Below are 24,308 nucleotides of genomic sequence, written 5' to 3' on the forward strand. Positions count from 1 at the left end.
GGCGGGAGTTATACTATTGCCTGCAAATCTGATAAGAGAATAGAGCCGATATATATGCCTTTTACACTTGGTCAACGCTGGATCAGCGATACGGAAAGCGAACTGGGACTGGGCACCGTGGTGGCGATTGATGCCCGCATGGTGACTCTGCTTTTCCCGGCTACCGGTGAAAATCGTCTGTATGCCCGAAATGACTCCCCGGTCACCCGCGTAATGTTCAACCCGGGCGATACCGTGACCAGCCACGAAGGCTGGCAGTTGAAAGTGGATGAAGTAAAGGAAGAAAACGGCTTACTTATTTATATCGGCACCCGTCTGGATACGCTTGAGGAAAATGTCGCGCTGCGCGAAGTGTTCCTCGACAGCAAACTGGTGTTCAGCAAACCGCAGGACCGCCTGTTCGCCGGTCAGATTGACAGAATGGACCGCTTTGCCCTGCGCTATCGCGCCCGCAAGTACCAGAGCGAACAGTACCGGATGCCGTGGAGCGGCCTGCGCGGCCAGCGCACGAACCTTATCCCGCACCAGCTCAATATCGCCAATGACGTGGGCCGCCGCCACGCGCCGCGCGTGCTGCTGGCCGATGAAGTGGGTCTCGGCAAAACCATCGAGGCCGGGATGATCATTCATCAGCAGCTGCTTGCAGGCGCGGCCGAGCGCGTGCTGATTGTCGTGCCGGAAACGCTGCAACACCAGTGGCTGGTGGAGATGCTGCGCCGCTTCAACCTGCGCTTCTCGCTGTTTGATGACGAGCGTTACGCCGAAGCCCAGCATGAATCCGACAACCCGTTCGACACCGAACAACTGGTGATCTGCTCGCTGGATTTCGTGCGCCGCAACAAGCAGCGCCTTGAGCATCTGTGCGACGCCGAGTGGGATCTGCTGGTGGTGGATGAAGCCCATCACCTGGTCTGGAGCGAAGATGCCCCGAGCCGTGAATATCAGGCGATTGAACAGCTGGCCGAACGCGTGCCAGGCGTACTGCTGCTGACCGCGACGCCGGAACAGCTCGGTATGGAGAGCCACTTCGCGCGTCTGCGCCTGCTGGACCCAAACCGTTTCCACGATTTCGAGCAGTTTGTCGAAGAACAGCAGAACTATCGCCCGGTGGCGGACGCCGTGGCGCTGCTGCTGGCGGGCACGCACCTGAACGATGAACAGCTCAACACCTTAAGCGAACTGATTGGCGAACAGGATATCGAGCCGCTGCTGCAAACCGCCAACAGCGACCGCGACGGCGCCGAAAGCGCGCGTCAGGAGCTGGTCTCCATGCTGATGGACCGCCACGGCACCAGCCGCGTGCTGTTCCGTAACACCCGCAACGGCGTGAAAGGCTTCCCGCAGCGCGAGTTGCACACCATTAAGCTGCCGCTGCCGACGCAGTACCAGACCGCGATTAAAGTCTCTGGCATCATGGGCACGCGTAAATCTGCCGAAGAGCGCGCGCGCGATATGCTCTACCCGGAGCAGATTTATCAGGAATTTGAAGGCGACAGCGGCACCTGGTGGAACTTCGACCCGCGCGTGGAGTGGCTGATGGGCTATCTGACCAGCCACCGCTCGCAGAAAGTGCTGGTGATTTGCGCCAAAGCCGCCACCGCCCTGCAACTGGAGCAGGTGCTGCGCGAGCGAGAAGGCATCCGCGCCGCCGTGTTCCATGAAGGCATGTCGATTATCGAGCGCGACCGCGCGGCGGCCTGGTTTGCTGAAGAAGATACCGGCGCGCAGGTGCTGCTGTGCTCGGAAATCGGCTCCGAAGGCCGCAACTTCCAGTTCGCCAGCCAGCTGGTGATGTTCGATCTGCCGTTCAACCCCGATCTGCTGGAACAGCGTATCGGCCGTCTGGACCGTATCGGCCAGGCGCATGATATCCAGATCCATGTGCCGTACCTTGAGAAAACCGCGCAATCCGTGCTGGTGCGCTGGTATCACGAAGGGCTGGACGCGTTCGAACACACCTGCCCTACCGGACGCGCCATTTATGACAGCGTCTATGAGCAGCTGATTGGCTACCTCGCCGCCCCGGAGAACACCGAAGGCTTTGACGCGTTGATTCAGGCGTGCCGCAAACAGCACGATGAACTGAAAGCGCAGCTTGAGCAGGGCCGCGACCGCCTGCTGGAGATCCACTCTAACGGCGGCGAAAAAGCCCAGCAGCTGGCTGATGCCATCGCTGAACAGGATGACGATACGGGCCTGGTGAATTTCGCCATGAACCTGTTCGACATCGTCGGCATCAATCAGGACGATCGCGGCGAACATATGATTGTGCTGACGCCATCCGATCATATGCTGGTGCCGGATTTCCCCGGCCTGCCGGAAGATGGCTGTACCATTACGTTTAACCGCGACGTGGCGCTGTCGCGCGAAGACGCGCAGTTCATCACCTGGGAGCACCCGCTTATCCGCAACGGTCTGGATCTGATCCTTTCCGGCGACACCGGCAGCTGCACCATTTCGCTGCTGAAAAACAAAGCGTTACCGGTCGGCACGCTGCTGCTGGAACTGATTTACGTGGTCGAAGCCAAAGCGCCGAAGCAGTTGCAGCTTAACCGCTTCCTGCCGCCGACGCCGGTCCGCATGCTGCTTGATAAAAACGGCAATAACCTGGCAGGCCAGGTGGAGTTTGAAAGCTTCAACCGCCAGCTCAGCGCCGTGAACCGCCATACCGGCAGCAAGCTGGTGAACGCGGTGCAGCAGGAAGTGCATGCGATTCTGCAGGGCGGCGAAGCGCAGGTGGAGAAAGCGGCACGCGAGCTTATCGACGCGGCGCGTCAGGAAGCCGATGACAAACTCTCCGCCGAGCTGTCGCGTCTCGAAGCGCTGCGCGCCGTGAACCCGAATATTCGCGACGACGAACTGGCGGCGATTGAGCATAACCGTCAGCAGGTACTGGAGAATCTTAACCAGGCGAGCTGGCGACTGGATGCGCTGCGTCTTATCGTAGTGACTCATCAGTAACCGGAGCGAAACATGCTGGATGCCTATAACCCGCCGCAAGACCCGTGGCTGCTCATTCTTTATCAGGATGAGCATATTATGGTGGTCAATAAACCCAGCGGTCTGCTCTCCGTGCCAGGACGGCTTGAGGAGCACAAAGACAGCGTGATGATCCGCATTCAGCGTGATTTCCCGAAGGCAGAGTCGGTGCACCGGCTGGATATGGCCACCAGCGGGGTGATTGCGGTGGCGCTCACCAAAGCCGCGGAGCGCGAGCTTAAACGGCAGTTCCGCGAACGCGAGCCGAAGAAGCACTACGTGGCGCGCGTCTGGGGGCACCCGGAAAACGCGCAGGGGGTGGTGGATTTACCGCTGATTTGCGATTGGCCGAACCGGCCAAAGCAGAAGGTCTGCTATGAAACGGGCAAAGCGGCGCAAACCGAGTATGAGGTGCTGGAGTACGCGGACGATAACACCGCCCGCGTGTTGCTCAGGCCGATTACCGGGCGTTCGCATCAGCTGCGCGTGCATATGATGGCGCTTGGCCACCCGATTCTGGGCGATAAGTTTTACGCGACACCCGACGCGTTCGCGCGCGCGCCGCGTCTGCTGCTGCACGCCGAGCAGCTCACGATTACGCATCCGGCCTACGGCACGCCGATGACGTTCCGGGCACCTGCGGATTTCTGAGCCGCTCCCGGTAACCCATACGTAGTCACCCATAAATGAAAAGAGACGCAGATGCGTCTCTTTTTGTTTGGCTCAGGCTTTGCTTAACGAAACCCTTTCGCCGACTTGATCATGTCGTAGGCTTTCTGAATTTCCTGCGCCTTCTGCTGCGCCATTTGCATCATCTGCGGCGGCAGCCCTTTGGCAACCAGTTTGTCAGGATGATGCTCGCTCATCAGCTTGCGGTACGCGCGTTTGATAGTCGTGGCGTCATCGGTCGTTTTGACACCCAGCACGTTGCAGGCGTCTTCCAGCGTCGGCCCGCGCGGTGCCTGCTGCGCATCGCCGTTGTGCCAGGATTGCTGACCGGAGCCAAACTGCGCGCCGCCCTGCATCATGCGCAGGAACTGATCGAACTGCATGCGGGAAATCCCCAGCTCTTCGCCAATCACATACAGCACGTCGCGCTCTTTCGGGTGCAGCGAGCCGTCCGCAAACGCGGTCTGGATCTGAATTTCCAGAAACATCCGAATCAGATCAAAGCGGCCAAAGCAGACGCTGCGAAGCTGGCGCATTTTATCGCGCAACGGATAGCCATTTTCCTTGCCCACGCGAAACGCGTTGCGGGCCGCGTCTCGCGACGCGCCGTGCAGGTTCATGCGATCCATAAACTGCGTCGCCACCTGAATATCGGCTTCCGTGACACGACCTTTCGATTTGGTCAGGTGTCCCATCACCTCAAACGTAGTGGCGAAGAAGAGCGACTGACGTTCCTGCTGGCTGGTGAACCAGACGGTACGACGGCTGCGCGCTTTGTCTATCATATGGCCTATTACGAGGCCTAAGATGACGCCCCAGACTCCACCGCCGACCAGCAGCCCGGTGAGCCCTCCAACCAGTTTTCCCCAATACTGCATATACTCCCCAAATGGTCATGCCGTCAGCCAGAAATTCCTTTATCATACCTGCCATTCAAAGCGGTGCCTAACCGGCAGGCAGAAAAGCAGACAGGATAACACTGGCGCTGTAGTGATGAGTAAGTTAGTCTCTGACCGTTTGCCGACGCGAAGCCATTGATGATGGAACCACGAATAACTCGTATGAAAAAACGTATTCCCACCTTGCTGGCCACCATGATTGGCGCAGCCCTTTACAGCCAACAAGGCATGGCTGCCGATCTTGCTTCTCAATGTAAGCTTGGCATACCCACCTATAATCGTCCTCTGGTACAGGGCGACCCTAACCAGTTGCCGGTGACCATTAACGCCGATCACGCGAAAGGTAACTACCCGGACAACGCGGTATTTACTGGTAATGTTGATATTCAGCAAGGTAATGGTCGCCTGCAGGCCGATGAAGTACAGCTTCATCAAAAGCAGGTGGAAGGCCAGCCAACGCCTGTGCGCACGGTCGATGCCCTGGGTAATGTGCACTATGATGACAATCAGGTCATCCTGAAAGGTCCTAAAGCGTGGGCAAATTTAAATACTAAAGATACCAACGTCTGGGAAGGCGATTACCAGATGGTAGGGCGTCAGGGCCGCGGTAAAGCGGATCTGATGAAACAGCGCGGCGAAAACCGCTATACCATTCTGGAAAACGGTTCATTTACTTCCTGTCTGCCGGGTTCCGACACCTGGAGCGTGGTCGGTAGTGAAGTTATCCACGACCGCGAAGAGCAGGTCGCCGAAATCTGGAACGCCCGTTTTAAACTCGGCCCGGTGCCAGTGTTCTACAGCCCCTATTTGCAGCTGCCGGTTGGCGATAAACGTCGTTCCGGCTTCCTTATCCCGAACGCGCAATACAGTAAGAACAACTATTTCGAGTTCTCCTTACCGTATTACTGGAATATCGCACCGAACTTCGATGCCACCATTACCCCGCACTACATGCATAAGCGCGGTAACGTGCAGTGGCAGAATGAATTCCGCTATCTGACGCACGCAGGCGCGGGCCTGATGGAATTCGACTATCTGCCGTCGGATAACGTCTATCAGGATGAGCATCCGGAGATGGATTCTAAGCACCGCTGGCTGTACTACTGGCAGCACGTTGGTGTAATGGATCAGGTGTGGCGCTTTAACGTTAACTACACCAAGGTTAGCGATACCAGCTACTTTAACGATTTCAACTCGAAATACGGCTCGAGTACCGACGGTTACGCAACGCAGTTCTTCAGCGTGGGATATGCGGTCCAGAACTTCGACGCGACACTTTCCGCACGCCAGTTCCAGGTGTTTGATGCCAACCGGGGTAGCGCTTACCGTGCCGAGCCGCAGCTTGACGTCAATTTCTACCAGAACGACGTCGGGCCGTTCGATACGCATCTTTACGCTCAGGCCGTCCATTTCACTAACGTGAACGAGAATTACCCGGAAGCGACGCGTCTGCACCTTGAGCCGACCATCAATCTGCCGATGTCTAACGACTGGGGCAGCCTGAATGCCGAGGCAAAACTGCTGGCGACACATTATCAGCAGGACAATCTCGAACGTTACCGGAACTATCTTGGCGGCAATAACGAAGCGGCTAACAATCTTGAAGATTCCGTTAACCGCGTTCTGCCGCAGTTTAAGCTCGACGGTAAAGTGGTCTTCGAGCGTGACGCCAATCTTATCGGCGATGGTTTTACCCAGACCCTGGAGCCGCGCGCGCAGTATCTCTATGTGCCGTACCGCGATCAGAGCACGATCAACAACTATGACTCCTCATTGCTGCAGTCCGACTACTCTGGCCTGTTCCGTGACCGTACTTACGGCGGCCTTGACCGTATCGCGTCTGCAAATCAGGTCACAACGGGCGTGACGTCACGTATTTATGATGACGCCGCGGTTGAACGTTTTAACGTTTCTGTAGGTCAAATCTACTACTTCACCCAGTCCCGTACCGGCGATGACAACATCAACTGGGAGAAGAATAAAGATACGGGCTCGATGGTCTGGGCAGGTGATACTTACTGGCGCATCAGCGATCGCTGGGGCCTGCGCGGTGGCGTGCAGTATGACGCGCGCCTTGCTAACGTTGCCACCGGCAATGGCGTCATCGAGTACCGTCGTGATGAAGATCGCGTGGTGCAGCTGAACTACCGTTACGCAAGCCCGGAGTATATCCAGGCGACGCTGCCGACTTTTGCGCGATCAGAACAGTATAAAGACGGTATTAATCAGGTGGGCATGACGGCGAGCTGGCCGGTTGTGGATCGCTGGTCGGTCGTGGGCGCGTATTACTACGACACCAATACCAACGAAGCGGCCGATCAGATGCTCGGCGTGCAGTACAACTCCTGCTGTTATGCCATCCGCGTCGGTTATGAGCGGAAACTCAACGGCTGGGATATTGATAAGAGCAAATACGATGAAGTCATTGGCTTCAACATTGAGCTGCGCGGCCTGAGCTCCAACTACGGTCTCGGCACTCAGCAGATGCTGCGCTCGAATATTCTGCCGTATCAGCGCTCCATGTAATGCTCAGATTTTGAAACATCCTCCGCTTTGCGGTTAAACGAAATGGAAAAGGTATGAAGAACTGGAAAACGCTGCTTCTCGGTATCACCCTGGTGGTGAATACCAGCTTCGCTGCTCCGCAGGTTGTCGATAAAGTTGCAGCCGTCGTGAACAACGGCGTGGTACTGGAAAGTGACGTTGATGGCCTCATGCAGTCGGTAAAGCTTAACGCCAACCAGGCAGGCCAGCAGCTCCCGGATGACAGCACGCTGCGTCATCAGATTCTGGAACGTCTGATCATGGATCAGATTATGTTGCAGATGGGCCAGAAAATGGGCGTGAAAATCAGCGATGAACAGCTTGACCAGGCTATCGCTAATATCGCCAAACAAAACAACATGACGCTCGATCAGATGCGTAGCCGTCTGGCCTATGACGGCCTGAACTACAACACCTATCGCGCCCAGATCCGCAAAGAGATGATCATCTCTGAAGTGCGTAATAACGAAGTGCGTCGTCGCGTTACTATCCTGCCGCAGGAAGTGGAAACCCTGGCCGAGCAGGTCGGCAACCAGAACGACGCCAGCACCGAACTGAACCTGAGCCACATTCTGATCCCGCTGCCGGAAAACCCGACCGCCGATCAGGTGAGCGAAGCCGAAGCGCAGGCGCGTTCGATTATCGATCAGGCGCGTAACGGCGGTGATTTCGGTAAGCTTGCGATTACCTATTCCGCAGACCAGCAGGCGCTGAAAGGCGGCCAGATGGGCTGGGGCCGTATTCAGGAGCTGCCATCGGTATTCGCCCAGGCGCTGAGCACGGCGAAGAAAGGCGACGTGATTGGCCCGATCCGCTCAGGCGTCGGCTTCCATATCATTAAAGTGAACGATCTGCGTGGCCAGTCTCAGACCGTGTCGGTCACTGAAGTCCATGCGCGTCACATTCTGCTCAAGCCGTCGCCGATCATGACCGATCAGCAGGCGCGTCAGAAACTTGAAGAGATCGCCGCTGATATCAAGAGTGGTAAAACCACCTTTGCTCAGGCCGCGCGTGAATTCTCTCAGGATCCGGGCTCTGCTAACCAGGGCGGGGATCTCGGCTGGGCGGCAGCGGATGTTTACGATCCGGCTTTCCGCGATGCGCTGATGAGCCTCAGCAAAGGCCAGATGAGCACGCCGGTACACTCGTCTTTCGGCTGGCATCTGATCGAACTGCTGGATACCCGCAAGTCTGACCGTACTGACGCGGCCCAAAAAGATCGCGCCTACCGCATGCTGTTTAACCGCAAATTCTCCGAAGAAGCGGCGACCTGGATGCAGGAACAACGCGCCAGCGCCTACGTGAAAATTCTGAGCAACTGATGGTAAAAACCCCTCGCGTGGTCATTACGCCCGGCGAACCCGCCGGGATTGGCCCCGACCTGGTTGTCGCGCTGGCCCAGAATAGCTGGCCTGCGCAACTGGTCGTCTGCGCCGACCCGTCGCTACTTACCGCGCGGGCGGCGCAGCTCGGTTTACCGCTTACGCTATTGCCCTTCTCGTCTGATAAACCCGCCGCACCCCAGGCGGCTGGCACGCTCACACTTCTGCCCGTTACGCTAAAAGCGCCTGTCCTTCCCGGTACGCTCGATGCAGCAAACGGCAGTTACGTGGTGGAAACCCTGGCGCGCGCCTGCGATGGCTGCCTGAGCGGCGAATTCGACGCGCTGGTCACAGGCCCGGTGCACAAAGGGATTATCAACGACGCGGGCATTCCGTTTACCGGCCATACCGAGTTCTTTGAAGCGCGCAGTCATAGCGAAAAAGTCGTGATGATGCTCGCCACCGAAACGCTGCGCGTCGCCCTGGTCACGACACATCTGCCGCTGAAAGCGGTGGCGGACGCCATTACGCCGGATCTCCTGCGCCATATCCTCACGACGCTGCATCACGACCTGCAAAGCAAATTTGGTATCGCGAACCCGCACGTGCTGGTCTGCGGTCTGAACCCGCACGCGGGCGAAGGCGGTCATATGGGCACCGAGGAGATCGATACGATTATCCCTGTGCTGGAAGCGATGCGCGCGAAAGGAATGCGTCTCACCGGCCCGCTGCCCGCCGATACCCTTTTTCAGCCCAAATACCTCGAAAACGCCGATGCGGTGCTGGCGATGTACCACGATCAGGGCCTGCCCGTGCTAAAATACCAGGGATTTGGCCGCGCGGTGAACATTACGCTCGGCCTGCCCTTTATCCGCACGTCGGTCGATCACGGCACCGCGCTGGAGCTGGCAGGTTCCGGAAACGCCAGCGTCGGCAGTTTTATTACGGCGCTTAATCTCGCCATCAGCATGATTGTGAACAGTAAGAATCAATGAATAATCGAGTCCATCAGGGCCATTTAGCCCGCAAACGCTTCGGGCAAAACTTTCTTAACGATCAATTCGTTATAGACAGCATCGTCTCTGCAATTAACCCACAAAAAGGCCAGGCGATGGTAGAAATCGGCCCGGGCCTTGCCGCATTAACCGAGCCGGTGGGCGAACGCCTTGACCAGCTTACCGTTATCGAGCTTGACCGCGATCTGGCAGCGCGCCTGCAAACGCATCCGTTCCTTGGCCCGAAGCTGACCATTTATCAGCAGGACGCCATGACCATGGATTTCGGCGAACTGTCGCAGAAAATGGGCCAGCCGCTGCGCGTGTTCGGTAACCTGCCATACAACATCTCGACCCCGCTGATGTTCCACCTCTTTAGCTATACTGATGCGATTGCCGACATGCACTTCATGCTGCAAAAAGAGGTGGTCAACCGTCTGGTTGCGGGGCCGAACAGCAAGGCGTACGGTCGTTTAAGCGTGATGGCGCAATATTTCTGCCAGGTTATTCCTGTGCTTGAAGTACCGCCGACCGCCTTTACGCCGCCGCCTAAAGTGGATTCCGCCGTGGTGCGCCTTGTGCCGCACGCCACGCCGCCGCATCCGGTGAAAGAGCTGCGTCTGTTAAGCCGTCTCACCACCGAAGCGTTTAACCAGCGCCGTAAAACGATTCGCAACAGCCTTGGCAATGTGTTCAGCCCTGAGGTTCTGACGTCGCTCGGCATCGACCCGGCTATGCGCGCCGAGAATATTTCTGTTGCGCAGTATTGCCAGATGGCGAATTATTTAGCTGATAATCCGCCCTCGAAGGAGAGCTAAACATGGCTGATTCACCCCGCGTTTGCGTACAGGTACAAAGCGTTTATATCGAAGCCCAGTCTTCACCGGAGGATGAACGTTTCGTCTTTGCCTATACCGTCACCGTTCGCAATCTGGGGCGAACGCCTGTTCAGCTGCTGGGCCGCTACTGGCTTATCACCAACGGCAACGGTAAAGAGACCGAAGTCCAGGGTGAAGGCGTGGTAGGGGTTCAGCCCCATATCCAGCCCGGCGGCGAATACCAGTACACCAGCGGCGCGGTCATTGAAACGCCGTTCGGCACAATGCAGGGCCACTACGAAATGGTGGACGATCAGGGCAACGGTTTTCACCTTGATATCCCGGTTTTCCGCCTCGCCGTTCCCACACTGATCCATTAATACCATGTCTACATATCTGATTGGCGACGTTCATGGTTGCTACGATGAACTTGTCGCGCTGTTACAGCAGGTCGAATTTACACCAGGCCAGGATACGCTCTGGCTGACCGGCGATCTGGTGGCCCGTGGCCCCGGCTCGCTGGAGGTGCTGCGCTATGTCCGTTCACTCGGCGATTCCGTTCGCATGGTGCTGGGCAACCACGATCTGCATCTGCTGGCGGTTTTCGCGGGTATCAGCCGTAATAAACCGAAAGATCGCGTGACGCCGTTGCTGGAAGCGCCGGACGCCGACGAGCTTATCAACTGGCTGCGCCGCCAGCCGCTGTTGCAGGTGGACGAAGATAAAAAGCTGGTGATGGCCCACGCGGGTATTACGCCACAGTGGGATCTCGCTACCGCTCAGGCGTGCGCGCGCGATGTCGAGGCGGTGCTGTCGAGCGACAGCTATCCGCTGTTCCTCGACGCCATGTACGGCGATATGCCTAACAACTGGTCGCCGGAGCTGACGGGCCTTGCGCGCCTGCGCTTTATTTCCAACGCCTTTACGCGCATGCGTTATTGCTTCCCAAACGGCCAGCTCGATATGTATTGCAAAGAGAGCCCGGAAAGCGCGCCCGCGCCGCTGAAACCGTGGTTCGCCATTCCGGGGCCGGTGGCGCAGGAGTACGCCATTGTCTTCGGGCACTGGGCGTCGCTGGAAGGAAAAGGCACGCCGGAGAATATCTACGCGCTCGATACCGGCTGCTGCTGGGGCGGTACCCTGACCTGTCTGCGCTGGGAAGATAAAGCGGTGTTCACGCAGCACTCCAATCGCCAGGCCGACAGCGACGACGACAAAGCCGCGATCGCATCCTGATCGTTTTTTGTAAAAGGTGGATGCGCTCCGCTTATCCACCCTACCTTTCATCATCACTATCCTCGTAGGGCGGGTAAGCGAAGCGCACCCGCCGTCGCAAGCCAATAAAAAAAGCGGACGCGCCATGCGCATCCGCTTTTTCAACACAACCGTCAACCCAGACGCGGCTTAACGGCGCTCCAGAATCTCGAAACAATAGCTGTGTGAGTTCTTCTCATCGGCGTCATGGAATTCGCTAAACACCGACTGCCACTCGTCCGGCTCGTAATCCGGGAAATGGGTATCGCCTTCCACTTCCGCATCGATATGGGTGAGATAAAGACGCTGCGCACGCGGCAGGAACTGCTCGTAAACGCGACCGCCGCCAATCACCATCACTTCTTCGGCATCACCGCAGGCCTGTAGCGCTTCCTCAACGGAGCGCACCCACACCACGCGGTCATCGTCGCCCGGACGGCTGCTGAGCACAATATTTTTACGGCCCGGCAGCGGGCGACCGATCGATTCCCAGGTCAGACGCCCCATGATAACCGGTTTGTTAAGCGTGTTACGTTTAAACCAGGCGAGATCGGCAGGGAGGTCCCACGGCATGGCGTTTTCCATACCAATCACGCGATCCACCGCTAAAGCCGCAATCAGACTGATCATTGATAATTTCCCAGGTATAAAAAATTGCCGCCACTATACGGAAAGCGCAATCTTTAGTCGACTGGCGACCCGAACCAGATAAAGAATTTTTTTTGTTCTGCTGTGGAGGGCACGATGCAGCGTTTTTCGCCGCTTCGTTATGCGTATGAAACCAAAAGCGTTTCGACTTTACACCCGTGTAAACCCGTTTTGTTGCCTGAAGGCAGCAGATGTCAAAATGTACTGAATGCTTTATAGTGCGCGCTTGCTGAAGTGAGGATTGACCATGCTGGAAACCACCCTTTTTGTTGCCACCATTGCGGCGCTGGGCATGCTGTCGCCGGGCCCCGATTTCTTTCTGGTTATCAAAAACGCCGCGCGCTATCCGCGCAGCGCCGCGATGATGACGGCCGCAGGCGTCATCGCAGGCGTTGTGACGCATATGACCTACTGCGTGGCGGGAATCGCGGTGGTCATTACCACCACGCCCTGGCTTTTCGGCGCGCTGAAATATGTCGGCGCGGCGTATCTCGTCTGGCTTGGCGTGAATGCGCTGCTGGCGCGCGGCACCACCAGTCTGGCGCTCGATGGCGTGGCGCAGGAAAGCACCTCGCTTAAAAAAGCGTTTATTCAGGGCTACCTCTGTAACCTGCTGAACCCTAAAGCCACGCTGTTCTTTCTGGCGATGTTCACTCAGGTACTGAACGTAAACTCCGGTCTGATGGAAAAACTCTGGTACGCGGGCATTATCGTCGCCCTGACGCTGGTCTGGTGGCCGCTGCTGGTCTTGTTGATTCAGAGCCAGCCGGTGCGCCGCGGCCTGACCAAAGCACAGAAGGTGATCGACAAACTGCTGGGCGGCATGCTGCTGGCCCTTGGCATCAAAGTGGCGCTGAGCTAACGCCGCGCTCTGCCTTCGCGCAAAAGAAAACGCCCCGACAGGGGCGTTTTTTTATGGCTGCGGTTTTACTTCCGGCTCGTCGGCCTCATTGCCGGTGTGTTTGCCTTCCTGTGTCCCCTGCCAGCCGTGACGCTGGATCAGCGACAAGTGCGCGCGGTCTTCGCTAATGATCTCCGTCAGCATCGCACTGGTGCGCCTGAAGGTGGCAGCGCGCGCCGAGGTGTCGTTGTCGCCTTCAGCCATTTCATCCACCATTTGCTGGTTATAACAACGAAACAGATCGGCGCGCTCGCGCGCTTCGTAACTGCCGATGCCCAGCTCCTCCAGCGCCATGCGCCCTACCCGCAGCGCGCCTTCGAACGTTTCACGCTCCGGCTGCGCGACACCCGCCTGACGCAGGCGAATGTAATGATCGACATCGCGCGCGCGGGCGATAATCCGCACCTGCGGAAAGTGCGTCTGCACCAGCTCCGTCAGTTGCAGATTCGCCTGCGGATCGTCAATGGCGTTAATCAGCACTTCGGCTTTCGCCACGCCCGCCGATTCCAGCAGGTCGACGCGGGTGGCGTCGCCATAAAACACTTTCATGCCAAATTTGCGCAGCGTTTCGATATGGTCCGGATCGTGATCGAGAACCACCATCTTCACGCCGCTGGAGAGCAGCAAACGGCCGGCTATCTGACCAAATCGCCCGAAGCCCGCGATAATCACCCGCGGCTGCTCTTCATCAATCTCATCAGCTTCACGCGCCTGCTGCTGCCCCGATTTTTCAAGGCGGGTTAACAGCACCAGCAGCAGCGGCGTCGCGGCCATGGAGAGCGCCACCGCGAGCGTCAGCGCTTTCGCCCATTCGGCATCCAGCACTTCGGCGCTGCGCGCCGCGCCGAAAATCACGAAGGCGAACTCACTTCCCTGCCCTAACAGCACGGCAAACCAGCGCCCCTGACGCCCCGGCACCTTCAGCGGTTTAGCGACAAGCCACAGCGTGACGGTTTTGATAAACAGGAAGCCGAACAAAAGAATAAGCACGCGCAGCGGATGCGCCACCAGCGTGCCGAAATCAATCGACATCCCGACGCCGATAAAAAATAACCCCAGCAGCAGCCCTTTGAACGGCTCGATATCGCTCTCCAGCGCGTGGCGGTATTCTGAGCTTGCCAGCAACACGCCCGCGAGAAACGCGCCCATCGCCATCGACAGCCCGGCCTCTTCCAGCAGCAGCCCGAAGCCGAACACCAGAAACAGCGCTACGGCGCTGAACACCTCGCGAAGCCCGGAGCGCGCCACAAAACGCAGCGCCGGTCGCGCGACAAAACGCCCGAGCAACACTACCAGCGCCAGCGCGCCGACCACTTTCAGCGCCGAGAGAAGAAACGCGCTGGCGGTCGTCGCCTCACCGCTCGCGGCCAGCAGCGGGATCATCGCCACCAGCGGGATCGCGGCGATATCCTGGAACAGCAGCACGGCAAAGGCGCTGCGCCCCATTTGTGATGCCGTCAGGTTGCGCTCGTTCATCGCCTGCATGGCGATGGCCGTTGAAGAAAGCGCAAGCGTCAGGCCAATCAGCAGCGCCACCTGCCAGCGCAGCCCGAGCGCCACGCAAAAGCCGCCGAGCAGCAGGCCGCACGCGCCCATCTGCAACGCGCCGCCGCCAAAGACCGAGGCGCGCAGTTTCCACAGGCGCTGCGGATCAAGCTCCAGCCCGATGACAAACAGCATCAGCACCACGCCGATTTCCGCGAAATGCAAAATCGCCTGCGCGTCCGTCACCAGCCGTAATCCCCACGGGCCAATCAGCCCGCCGGCAATCAGATATCCCAGCACTGAGCCAAGCCCGAGGCGCACCGCGACGGGCACAATCAGCGCGGCCGATCCGAGGTAGATCAGCGCCTGTATCAACGTATGACTATCCATGATGGCGCTCCTGCCAGTCGGTTAAGCGTTTCAGGTATTCCCGCGCTTTGCCTTCGAGCGTTTCGTCGTCGCAGACAAACGTGCGGTGCATCGCATAGGGTGTTAGCCAGTTCAGGCCGCAATAGAGCGCGGTGGCCTGTAACGGCTGCGCGAGCACGTCGAAGCCCGGATGGTCGCCAAGATCAAAATGGTGTTTATCGCCGCCGGTCGTTACGGCCCACAGCACGCTTTTGCCCCTGAGCGCCGTTCCGCCTTTGCCATAGGCCCAGCCGTGCGACAACACTTTGTCTATCCAGAGTTTGAACAGCGGCGGCACGCTGTACCACTGCATCGGATGCTGCCAGACGATGAGATCGGCGCGCGCCAGCGCCTCCTGCTCGGCGGGCACGTTGATGTTGAAATCGGGATAAAGCTGATAAAGCGAGCGCACCTCGATATCGTCCAGCCCCTGCACATGCTCCAGCATTCGCCGGTTGGCGTGGGAGTGATGCGGATAGGGGTGCGCATAAATAATTAAAATCATAACCTTGCCTGTGTCCTGCCCACCGTGGGAATGCAATGAGTGTAGCCAGTTAACGGGCGCGCTTACAGGGGCAATCCGCAGGGGTATTAGGCGGGGATGAAGCAGAAAGGGTTTGCTGCGATTTACCAGCCGGCATAACGCGTCTTGCGGTAAAAACAAAAACGGATGCATCAGCATCCGTTTTTTCAGGCGTGAGAATAAAAAACGCCGTAATTAATTATCCAGCTCGCTCATGGATTTTACCTGGTCGCGATTGATCTGCTCGGTCTGGCCGGTCTGGGCGTTTTTATAAGAGACCAGCCCGGTATCGCTGTCGACTTCCGGCTTACCGTCGGTGACCACGGTTTTACCGTCGGTCGTCTTAACGGCCTGGTTAGATGAACAGCCCGCGACGGTAAACAGCGTAGCGGCAGCAAAAATGGACGTAATCAGTAGTTTCGATCGCATGGTGTTCTCCCCTGCTTTCAGTGTGTTTTAATGACTTACTTTATTATTTTAGATTAACTTACTGATAACAGATGGAAATACAGACGGTTCTGAGGCCGGGCATCCTGAATGCCGATGCCCGGCGGTCAGATGTTACTGCTTCAGCTCCAGAATGGAGCTCATCATGGTGTGATTCAGGTTGGTCATAATTTCATAATAACGGGTCAATTCTTCACCGCCCGCTTTAGGGTTACGCCATTTCTCGCGGTTCTGTTTGTCGAACGCTTTGAGCAAATCTTTTTGGTCACCTGCCGATTCGGCATGAATAAAGTCATTATAAATTTTGGTGGCTTCATTCAGGTTTTGCTGAAGTTCAGGCGAAGTAAACTGCGCGGTGATTTCAGGCGGCTGGTAACGCGACTCCGTGATACGCATGTTTTCAGTGTATTCCACGGAAGGCGAAAACTGATTGTTGTAATAATCCTTAAACTCTTCGAGACGGAAAAGTTTCGTTTTGTAGTTATCCGCAGAGGTCGATGACATCGACTCCGGGAAAGGCTCTGTCGGGTTCAGCTCCCACTCTTTCGTAAAATTATCGATAAACAGCCCGCTGCCCATATCTTCGAACGGGCCGGTCACGGTCTGCCCGTCAATCGTCAGGGTGTGAACATCGCCGTTTTCACTGGACGGCGTTACGCCTTCCGCCAGATATTTTTGTATCACGTAGATGTAACGGGTACGGGTCGGGTTGATAAGACCGCTCACGCCCGAGCGAGGCATCGCGCTAAAGACGCTGAATTTCACCTTATCGCCATTCTCAAGCGTCAGCGTATGCTGGCCCGCGTCCAGTTTAATCGTTTGTGATTGCTCTGCCGCAAGCGTGATTTTTTGATCGTCTACCGAAATCGCGAGCGGTTTCCCGGTCGGGTTATCTATCAGGAACTCTTTGCTGTCACCACCGCCAAAGCAGGCGGTTAATGCCAGACAGGTACCCAGAAGCAGGACTTTTTTTAACACGTGTTTCTCCTTAAACGTAAACCGGGAAGTCGGCAAACGAGACAGCCTGAAGGGTAACGGATGGCCGTGCAGGAGTGAAAAACTAATTGGCTATTAAATTTAGGGGGGCGCATATGAAAAAAGCCAGCTTACGCTGGCTTTTGTGTGGTTCACGGCGTCTTACTTCGTGATTTGCGCGTGCATCTCCTGAACGGAAATCACCTTCTCGGTGGCGTCAGCGTTCAGCGCCATCGCGGTGGCGAAGCCGCCGTTCAGCGTGGTGTCGTAATGCACTTTGTATTGCAGCGCGCTGCGGCGAATCAGTTTGGAATCTTCAATCGCCTGGCGGCCTGCGGTGGTGTTGATGATGTAGGTGTATTCGCCATTCTTAATGCGATCCTGAATGTGCGGACGACCTTCATGCACCTTGTTCACCAGACGCGGGTTGATGCCCGCCTCACCCAGCACAATCGCGGTGCCGTGGGTGGCGTCCAGCTCAAAGCCGAATTTCAGCAGCTTGGCGGCGAGATCCACCACGCGCTCTTTATCGCCTTCACGCACCGAGAGCAGCGCGCGGCCATGTTTCTTCATGGTGGAGTTGCTGCCGAGCTGCGCTTTGGCGAACGCTTCCGCGAAGGTGCGGCCCACGCCCATGACTTCGCCGGTGGAGCGCATTTCCGGCCCCAGCAGCGGGTCGACGCCCGGGAATTTGTTGAACGGCAGCACCACTTCTTTCACCGAGTAGTACGGCGGGATGATCTCTTTGGTCACACCCTGCTCGCTCAGCGTCTTGCCCGCCATAACGCGCGCCGCCACTTTCGCCAGCGGCACGCCGGTAGCTTTGGAGACGAACGGCACGGTACGCGCGGCGCGCGGGTTCACTTCAATCAGATAGACTTCGTTATCTTTCACGGCGAACTGGACGTTCATCAGGCCGCGCACCTGGAGTTCAAAGGCCAGTTTCTGCACCTGCTGGCGCATCACGTCCTGGATCTCCTGGCTTAAGGTGTAAGCCGGCAGAGAGCACGCGGAGTCGCCGGAGTGTACGCCCGCCTGTTCGATATGCTCCATGATGCCGCCAATCAGCACCATTTCGCCGTCGCAGATGGCGTCGACATCCACTTCCACCGCGTCATCCAGGAAGCGGTCCAGCAGCACCGGCGCGTCATTGGAAACACTCACCGCCGTCTGGAAGTAGCGACGCAGGTCGGCTTCGTCGTAGACGATTTCCATCGCGCGGCCGCCCAGTACGTAAGACGGACGCACCACCAGCGGGTAGCCAATCTCTTTCGCCTTCTCGACGGCCTGTTCGATAGCCGTCACGGTGGCGTTCGCCGGTTGCTTGAGCTTCAGGCGATCCACCGCCTGCTGGAAGCGCTCGCGGTCTTCCGCGCGGTCAATCGCGTCCGGGCTGGTGCCGATAACCGGCACGCCTGCCGCTTCCAGCGCGCGCGCCAGTTTCAGCGGGGTCTGACCGCCGTACTGCACGATAACGCCTTTCGGTTTCTCGATACGCACGATTTCCAGCACATCTTCCAGCGTTACCGGCTCGAAGTAGAGACGGTCGGAGGTGTCGTAGTCGGTGGAGACCGTTTCCGGGTTACAGTTAACCATAATGGTTTCGTAACCGTCTTCACGCAGCGCGAGCGCGGCGTGTACGCAGCAGTAGTCAAACTCAATGCCCTGGCCGATACGGTTCGGCCCGCCGCCCAGCACCATGATTTTTTCGCGATCCTGGTTCGGGTTGGCTTCGCACTCTTCTTCATAGGTGGAGTACATGTAGGCGGTATCGGTTGAGAACTCCGCCGCGCAGGTATCCACACGTTTGTAGACCGGGTGCAGATTGTACTGCTCGCGAAGCTTGCGGATTTCCGATTCGCTGACGCCCGCGAGTTTCGCAAGACGCGCATCGGCGAAGCCTTTACGCTTGAGCATACGCAGGAAATCGGCGCTGAGACCGTTAATGCCCTGCTCGGCCACCTGTTCTTCGAGGCGCACCAGCTCTTCAATCTGCACCAGGAACCAGCGGTCGATATTGGTCAGGTTGAACACGCCGTCAACTGACAGACCAGCACGGAACGCGTCGGCGATGTACCAGATACGCTCGGCGCCCGCGTCTTTCAGCTCGCGGCGAATTTTCGTCAGCGCTTCCGGGTCATCAAGGCTCACTTTCGGGTCAAAACCGGTCGCGCCCACTTCGAGGCCGCGCAGCGCTTTCTGCATCGACTCCTGCTGGGTGCGGCCAATAGCCATCACTTCGCCCACCGATTTCATCTGCGTGGTCAGACGGTCATTGGCACCGGCGAATTTCTCGAAGTTAAAGCGTGGGATTTTGGTGACCACGTAGTCGATGGACGGCTCGAACGACGCCGGGGTACGGCCGCCGGTGATGTCGTTCATCAGCTCATCAAGGGTGTAACCCACCGCCAGTTTCGCCGCCACTTTGGCAATCGGGAAACCGGTCGCTTTAGAGGCCAGCGCCGAAGAGCGCGACACGCGCGGGTTCATTTCAATCACAATCAGACGGCCGTTTTTCGGGTTCACCGCAAACTGCACGTTGGAGCCGCCGGTTTCGACGCCGATTTCACGCAATACCGCCATCGAGGCGTTACGCATGATTTGATACTCTTTATCGGTCAGCGTCTGGGCTGGCGCCACAGTGATGGAGTCGCCGGTGTGGATACCCATGGCGTCGAAGTTTTCAATCGAGCAGACGATGATGCAGTTGTCGTTTTTATCACGCACCACTTCCATCTCGTACTCTTTCCAGCCGATCAGCGATTCATCGATGAGCAGCTCTTTGGTCGGCGAGAGATCCAGGCCGCGGGCGCAAATCTCTTCGAACTCTTCGCGGTTGTACGCGATGCCGCCGCCGGTGCCGCCCATGGTGAACGACGGGCGAATAATGCACGGATAACCGACATCCGCCGCTACCGCCAGCGCTTCTTCCATATTGTGCGCGATGCCGGAGCGCGCGGTGTCGAGGCCGATTTTCTTCATCGCGACGTCAAAACGGCGACGGTCTTCGGCTTTATCAATCGCATCGGCGGTCGCGCCAATCATGGTCACGCCGAACTCTTCCAGTACGCCCTGACGCTCCAGCTCCAGCGCGCAGTTGAGCGCCGTCTGGCCGCCCATGGTCGGCAGCACCGCGTCCGGGCGCTCTTTTTCGATGATTTTACGCACCACTTCCCAGTGGATCGGCTCGATGTAGGTTGCATCGGCCATCTCCGGGTCGGTCATGATGGTCGCCGGGTTGGAGTTCACCAGAATGACGCGATAGCCCTCTTCGCGCAGCGCCTTACACGCCTGGGCACCGGAGTAGTCGAATTCACACGCCTGGCCGATAACAATCGGGCCTGCGCCAAGAATCAGGATGCTTTTAATATCTGTACGTTTTGGCATTGTTTTCTTTCTCCCGATTATTTGGCGGTCTTACGGTACTGCTCAATTAATTCGATAAAGTGGTCAAACAGCGGCGCGGCGTCATGCGGGCCGGGGCTCGCTTCAGGGTGTCCCTGGAAGCTGAAAGCCGGTTTATCGGTGCGGTGAATGCCCTGGAGCGTATTATCGAACAGGGATTTATGGGTGACGCGCAGCGTTGACGGCATGGAGGCTTCATCTACCGCAAAACCGTGGTTCTGGGCGGTGATCATCACGCGGTTGTTATCGATATCTTTCACCGGATGGTTACCGCCGTGATGGCCGAACTTCATCTTCACGGTTTTCGCGCCGCTCGCGAGCGCCAGCAGCTGATGGCCGAGGCAGATGCCGAAGACCGGTACGTGAGTTTCGAGGAATTTCTGGATGGCTTCGATGGCGTAGTCACACGGTGCCGGGTCGCCAGGGCCGTTGGAGAGGAACACGCCGTCCGGGTTCATTTTCAGGACGTCTTCGGCGGAGGTTTGCGCCGGGACGACCGTCAGGCGGCAGCCTCTGTCCACCAGCATGCGCAGGATGTTGCGCTTCACGCCGTAGTCATACGCCACCACGTGATACGGCAGCTCTTCTTCTTTTTTGGCTTCCGGCAGTTCGCCTGCGAGCGTCCAGCTGCCCTGCGTCCAGCTATAAGCTTCCGCCGTAGTCACTTCTTTCGCCAGATCCATGCCGTTCAGGCCAGGGAAGGCTTTCGCTTTTTCCAGCGCCAGCGCGGCATCGACATTATCCCCTGCGATGATGCAACCGTTCTGGGCGCCTTTCTCACGCAGCAGACGCGTCAGCTTGCGGGTATCGATATCGGCAATCGCCACGATGTTATGGCGCTTCAGGTAAGAAGAGAGATCCTCGGTGTTGCGGTAGTTGCTCGCAATCAGCGGTAAATCACGGATTACAAGGCCCTGCGCGTGTACCTGGGAGGATTCAGCGTCAGCATCGTTAGTGCCGACATTACCAATATGAGGATAAGTGAGAGTGACAATCTGGCGGGAGTAGGAAGGATCAGTGAGGATTTCTTGATAACCGGTCATTGAAGTATTGAAAACGACTTCCCCTACTGCCGTACCTGTTGCCCCGATGGCCCGACCGTAGAATTGGGTTCCGTCTTCCAGAACCAACAGCGCTGACTTAATCAAAACGTCCTCCAGGGAATAAACAGTCAATTTATTTGCATATTAATTCAACCAGTATGGCTAAATCAACGCAAAAACGCCTGAACAGCGAATTTTTGGCAAACGGCGGCATTCTAGAGATAACTCAGGGGGAAGTCTACCTGAAAACGCACTTTTTATTGTTTTTTTGAAGGCTTTGAGGAAAACACAGGAAATGAAGGGCAAAAAACAAAGAAAACGAAGCGCAGAAAACGGTTGCCCGGCAAGAAAAGTAAAAACGAAGCATAACACAGCTTTTAAAATGGACCAAACGGTCAAAATTCACAAACCATTAACGCAAAATCAGTTAAAAACACTCTGTTTTAAGCAGCTAAGGTTAACTTAACAACGAAAGTCGCAAAAATAAATAAAACAAAAAAGGGCAATAAATTATTGCCCTTCCAATCAGAAATTTATGATTGTAATAACCACATCACGATGGGTAACAAGAATCACAAATCATTCAGATTAAGCACATCCCGCATATCAAAAAAACCCTTTTTTTGCGCTTTAAGCCACAGCGCCGCCCGGACGGCACCATTAGCAAATGTCATCCGGCTGGAGGCTTTATGGGTGATTTCGATGCGCTCGCCAATGTCGGCGAACATCGCGGTGTGCTCACCGACAATATCGCCCGCGCGTACGGTCGCAAATCCAATGGTGCCGGGCACGCGCTCGCCGGTGTAGCCTTCACGCGCATAGACCGCACAGCTTTTCAGATCTTTATTCAGCGCGCCGGCAATCGCCTCGCCCATCGCGAGCGCCGTACCGGAAGGCGCATCCACTTTATGGCGGTGATGCGCTTCAATAATTTCGATATCGGTGTAATCGCCCATCACCTGAGCGGCTTTTTCCAGCAGTTTCAGCATCACGTTAACCCCAACGCTGAAGTTAGCGGCGAACACCACAGGGATCGCCGTGCCGGCTTCACGGATGGCCGCTTTACCGGCGTCGTCAAACCCGGTAGTGCCGATCACCATGCCTTTATTATGCGCGCGGCAGAACGCCAGGTACGCCAGCGTGCCTTCCGGACGCGTAAAATCGATAAGCACATCGAAATCGTCTTTCACCGCCTCAAGACTGCTCTTGAGAGTGACGCCGGTTGCGCCTGCGCCCGCCAGTTCACCCGCATCAGCGCCGAGCAGCGTTGAGCCTTCACGCACCAGCGCGGCACCGAGCGCCACGCCATCCATCGCAAGTGCTGCCTGGATTAACTGCCGTCCCATACGGCCATTCGCCCCCGCGATCGCGACGCGGACCTGTGCTTCTTGCATAGTTATACTCTTTATATGTTAAAAAATTGCTTATAAAACGTTCTCAGGTTAACCAGCGTTTCGTCGTGCTGCCAGCCCAAAACATCGATAATTAGAATTTAATGATAAACAGGGAGGGATATCAGTAAAAGGCATAATGGGCAGGAAAAACCGCAGGCCACTGTGTGTGAACGGCGGAAAAATAGTGACAGCCTTTTCAGGGCTACGTGTTAATCCCTGTCTCTCTGTTTGCGGTTTTCTCGCGCCAGGTTTCATATTAACGCGAGCTGGCTCCAGAATTTTTAACTTCCGCAGAGATAAACTCATTTATTATTTTACAAAAATACGTCTGCTCGATTAATATTACTTTCCAAAAGAAGGGATGTTTTTTCCGATTACTAATTTCAAATTGATAACATACACAAGGTTTACACGGATCACTATAAATGTAAAACGGGATCATGTAATGAATAACCTCTCAAGGACAGAGCGCATTGTCTATGAATATATACTATGCAATATTCACAGATTATCATGCATCTCTGCAAAGATGATTGCCAGCCAGACGTTTACCACGACAACGTCGGTTAATCGGGTCTGTAAAAAAATGGGATATTCGGGATATACCGAATTACGATATAAATGCGGATTCCCGTTACAAACAAAACCGCACGTGTCTGACAAAATGTCAAACGGGCAGGAGAAAGATATTGCGGAACTCTGCCAGCAGTTACATCAAGCGCAGCATATCTATTTATATGCCAGGGGCGGAACACTGACCAGCCTGAGCTATTTATCTCGTTTCTTATCTATTGCTGGTATTCCTCATTTAATGTTAACGGATGTGGGTGATGCTGCCAACTTACTGATTTAGTGTATGATGGTGTTTTTGAGGTGCTCCAGTGGCTTCTGTTTCTATCAGCTGTCCCTCCTGTTCAGCTACTGACGGGGTGGTGCGTAACGGCAAAAGCACCGCCGGACATCAGCGCTATCTCTGCTCTCACTGCCGTAAAACATGGCAACTGCAGTTCACTTACACCGCTTCTCAACCCGGTACGCACCAGAAAATCATTGATATGGCCATGAATGGCGTTGGATGCCGGGCAACCGCCCGCATTATGGGCGTTGGCCTCAACACGATTTTCCGCCATTTAAAAAACTCAGGCCGCAGTCGGTAACCTCGCGCATACAGCCGGGCAGTGACGTCATCGTCTGCGCGGAAATGGACGAACAGTGGGGATACGTCGGGGCTAAATCGCGCCAGCGCTGGCTGTTTTACGCGTATGACAGGCTCCGGAAGACGGTTGTTGCGCACGTATTCGGTGAACGCACTATGGCGACGCTGGGGCGTCTTATGAGCCTGCTGTCACCCTTTGACGTGGTGATATGGATGACGGATGGCTGGCCGCTGTATGAATCCCGCCTGAAGGGAAAGCTGCACGTAATCAGCAAGCGATATACGCAGCGAATTGAGCGGCATAACCTGAATCTGAGGCAGCACCTGGCACGGCTGGGACGGAAGTCGCTGTCGTTCTCAAAATCGGTGGAGCTGCATGACAAAGTCATCGGGCATTATCTGAACATAAAACACTATCAATAAGTTGGAGTCATTACCACGGA

At 56.5% G+C, this 24,308-nt stretch carries 20 protein-coding genes and 1 pseudogene; 12 read left to right on the top strand and 9 right to left on the bottom strand.

All coding sequences use genetic code 11. From position 1 onward, the window contains the following. The first annotated feature begins 54 nt into the window (after nucleotides 1-54). Nucleotides 55-2,961, top strand: coding sequence for an RNA polymerase-associated protein RapA (rapA, locus tag CSK29544_RS01060; protein ID WP_007895739.1), 2,907 nt, complete (start codon nucleotides 55-57; stop codon nucleotides 2,959-2,961). Between the two features lie 12 nt (nucleotides 2,962-2,973). Beyond that, the gene (gene rluA / locus CSK29544_RS01065) at nucleotides 2,974-3,630 is read left to right on the top strand and encodes a bifunctional tRNA pseudouridine(32) synthase/23S rRNA pseudouridine(746) synthase RluA (protein ID WP_029039496.1); all 657 of its coding nucleotides are present in this window, start codon (nucleotides 2,974-2,976) and stop codon (nucleotides 3,628-3,630) included. An 83-nt stretch (nucleotides 3,631-3,713) separates the two neighbouring features. Here rluA and djlA read toward each other — a convergent pair whose 3' ends face one another. Beyond that, nucleotides 3,714-4,526, bottom strand: a complete 813-nt coding sequence (gene djlA / locus CSK29544_RS01070) for a co-chaperone DjlA (protein ID WP_007864244.1) — start codon at nucleotides 4,524-4,526, stop codon at nucleotides 3,714-3,716. Between the two features lie 183 nt (nucleotides 4,527-4,709). Here djlA and lptD point away from each other — a divergent pair, with 183 nt between their 5' ends. Genes lptD through apaH form a run of 6 tightly spaced genes read left to right on the top strand, consistent with a single transcriptional unit; the run spans nucleotide 4,710 to nucleotide 11,462 of the window. Continuing rightward, nucleotides 4,710-7,073, top strand: coding sequence for an LPS assembly protein LptD (gene lptD, locus CSK29544_RS01075; RefSeq protein WP_007895733.1), 2,364 nt, complete (start codon nucleotides 4,710-4,712; stop codon nucleotides 7,071-7,073). A 53-nt stretch (nucleotides 7,074-7,126) separates the two neighbouring features. Continuing rightward, the gene (gene surA, locus CSK29544_RS01080) at nucleotides 7,127-8,413 is read left to right on the top strand and encodes a peptidylprolyl isomerase SurA (protein ID WP_004385577.1); all 1,287 of its coding nucleotides are present in this window, start codon (nucleotides 7,127-7,129) and stop codon (nucleotides 8,411-8,413) included. Continuing rightward, nucleotides 8,413-9,408, top strand: coding sequence for a 4-hydroxythreonine-4-phosphate dehydrogenase PdxA (pdxA, locus tag CSK29544_RS01085; protein WP_029039495.1), 996 nt, complete (start codon nucleotides 8,413-8,415; stop codon nucleotides 9,406-9,408). The genes surA and pdxA overlap by 1 nt, the downstream gene beginning before the upstream one ends. Then, complete coding sequence (gene rsmA / locus CSK29544_RS01090; protein ID WP_004385580.1) at nucleotides 9,405-10,226, top strand: 16S rRNA (adenine(1518)-N(6)/adenine(1519)-N(6))-dimethyltransferase RsmA; 822 nt, start codon at nucleotides 9,405-9,407, stop codon at nucleotides 10,224-10,226. Before pdxA ends, rsmA begins: the two co-directional genes overlap by 4 nt. A 2-nt stretch (nucleotides 10,227-10,228) precedes the next feature. After that, entirely contained in the window at nucleotides 10,229-10,606 is a 378-nt protein-coding gene (apaG, locus tag CSK29544_RS01095; RefSeq protein WP_004385583.1) for a Co2+/Mg2+ efflux facilitator ApaG/CorD, read from the top strand. Between the two features lie 4 nt (nucleotides 10,607-10,610). After that, nucleotides 10,611-11,462 (top strand): bis(5'-nucleosyl)-tetraphosphatase (symmetrical) ApaH, encoded by an 852-nt coding sequence (gene apaH, locus CSK29544_RS01100; protein WP_007895728.1) that lies wholly within the window; start codon nucleotides 10,611-10,613, stop codon nucleotides 11,460-11,462. A gap of 168 nt (nucleotides 11,463-11,630) precedes the next feature. On the opposite strand, the gene folA is transcribed toward apaH, so the two are convergent. Then, a complete protein-coding gene (folA, locus tag CSK29544_RS01105; protein WP_004386239.1) occupies nucleotides 11,631-12,110 on the bottom strand; it encodes a type 3 dihydrofolate reductase in 480 nt (159 codons plus the stop codon). A 265-nt stretch (nucleotides 12,111-12,375) separates the two neighbouring features. On the opposite strand from folA, the gene CSK29544_RS01110 reads away from it, so the two are divergent. Next, on the top strand, nucleotides 12,376-12,990 hold the full coding sequence (locus CSK29544_RS01110; RefSeq protein ID WP_004386240.1) for a LysE family transporter: 615 nt from the start codon (nucleotides 12,376-12,378) through the stop codon (nucleotides 12,988-12,990). Between the two features lie 51 nt (nucleotides 12,991-13,041). Here the strand turns inward: CSK29544_RS01110 and kefC are convergent, their stop codons facing one another. From kefC to carA, 6 genes are all read right to left on the bottom strand, one after another. Further along, nucleotides 13,042-14,904, bottom strand: coding sequence for a glutathione-regulated potassium-efflux system protein KefC (kefC, locus tag CSK29544_RS01115; RefSeq protein WP_007895722.1), 1,863 nt, complete (start codon nucleotides 14,902-14,904; stop codon nucleotides 13,042-13,044). Beyond that, nucleotides 14,897-15,427, bottom strand: coding sequence for a glutathione-regulated potassium-efflux system oxidoreductase KefF (gene kefF, locus CSK29544_RS01120; RefSeq protein ID WP_004386241.1), 531 nt, complete (start codon nucleotides 15,425-15,427; stop codon nucleotides 14,897-14,899). Before kefF ends, kefC begins: the two co-directional genes overlap by 8 nt. 213 nt (nucleotides 15,428-15,640) lie before the next feature. After that, the gene (locus CSK29544_RS01125) at nucleotides 15,641-15,874 is read right to left on the bottom strand and encodes a YgdI/YgdR family lipoprotein (protein ID WP_007701022.1); all 234 of its coding nucleotides are present in this window, start codon (nucleotides 15,872-15,874) and stop codon (nucleotides 15,641-15,643) included. A gap of 132 nt (nucleotides 15,875-16,006) precedes the next feature. Then, nucleotides 16,007-16,870, bottom strand: coding sequence for a hypothetical protein (locus tag CSK29544_RS01130; RefSeq protein ID WP_007895720.1), 864 nt, complete (start codon nucleotides 16,868-16,870; stop codon nucleotides 16,007-16,009). Between the two features lie 159 nt (nucleotides 16,871-17,029). Next, a complete protein-coding gene (carB, locus tag CSK29544_RS01135) occupies nucleotides 17,030-20,254 on the bottom strand; it encodes a carbamoyl-phosphate synthase large subunit (RefSeq protein WP_007895718.1) in 3,225 nt (1,074 codons plus the stop codon). A gap of 17 nt (nucleotides 20,255-20,271) precedes the next feature. After that, nucleotides 20,272-21,420 (bottom strand): glutamine-hydrolyzing carbamoyl-phosphate synthase small subunit, encoded by a 1,149-nt coding sequence (gene carA, locus CSK29544_RS01140; protein ID WP_029039494.1) that lies wholly within the window; start codon nucleotides 21,418-21,420, stop codon nucleotides 20,272-20,274. A 190-nt stretch (nucleotides 21,421-21,610) separates the two neighbouring features. Here carA and CSK29544_RS24115 point away from each other — a divergent pair, with 190 nt between their 5' ends. After that, nucleotides 21,611-21,781 (top strand): hypothetical protein, encoded by a 171-nt coding sequence (locus CSK29544_RS24115; protein WP_155403483.1) that lies wholly within the window; start codon nucleotides 21,611-21,613, stop codon nucleotides 21,779-21,781. A gap of 106 nt (nucleotides 21,782-21,887) precedes the next feature. Here the strand turns inward: CSK29544_RS24115 and dapB are convergent, their stop codons facing one another. Beyond that, the gene (dapB, locus tag CSK29544_RS01145; RefSeq protein ID WP_029039493.1) at nucleotides 21,888-22,709 is read right to left on the bottom strand and encodes a 4-hydroxy-tetrahydrodipicolinate reductase; all 822 of its coding nucleotides are present in this window, start codon (nucleotides 22,707-22,709) and stop codon (nucleotides 21,888-21,890) included. A 445-nt stretch (nucleotides 22,710-23,154) separates the two neighbouring features. Here dapB and CSK29544_RS22200 point away from each other — a divergent pair. Both CSK29544_RS22200 and CSK29544_RS01150 read left to right on the top strand, forming a co-directional pair. Then, nucleotides 23,155-23,547 (top strand): annotated as a pseudogene (locus CSK29544_RS22200) (MurR/RpiR family transcriptional regulator); the annotation flags it as partial. A 43-nt stretch (nucleotides 23,548-23,590) separates the two neighbouring features. Beyond that, nucleotides 23,591-24,288 (top strand): IS1-like element IS1B family transposase gene (locus tag CSK29544_RS01150; protein WP_095033700.1). Its coding sequence is split into 2 segments (ribosomal slippage): nucleotides 23,591-23,840 and nucleotides 23,840-24,288, totalling 699 coding nucleotides; the frame shifts between segments, so codons are not numbered across the junction. The last annotated feature ends 20 nt before the right edge of the window (nucleotides 24,289-24,308 follow it).

This window comes from Cronobacter sakazakii, assembly GCF_000982825.1.
GTDB lineage: Bacteria > Pseudomonadota > Gammaproteobacteria > Enterobacterales > Enterobacteriaceae > Cronobacter > Cronobacter sakazakii.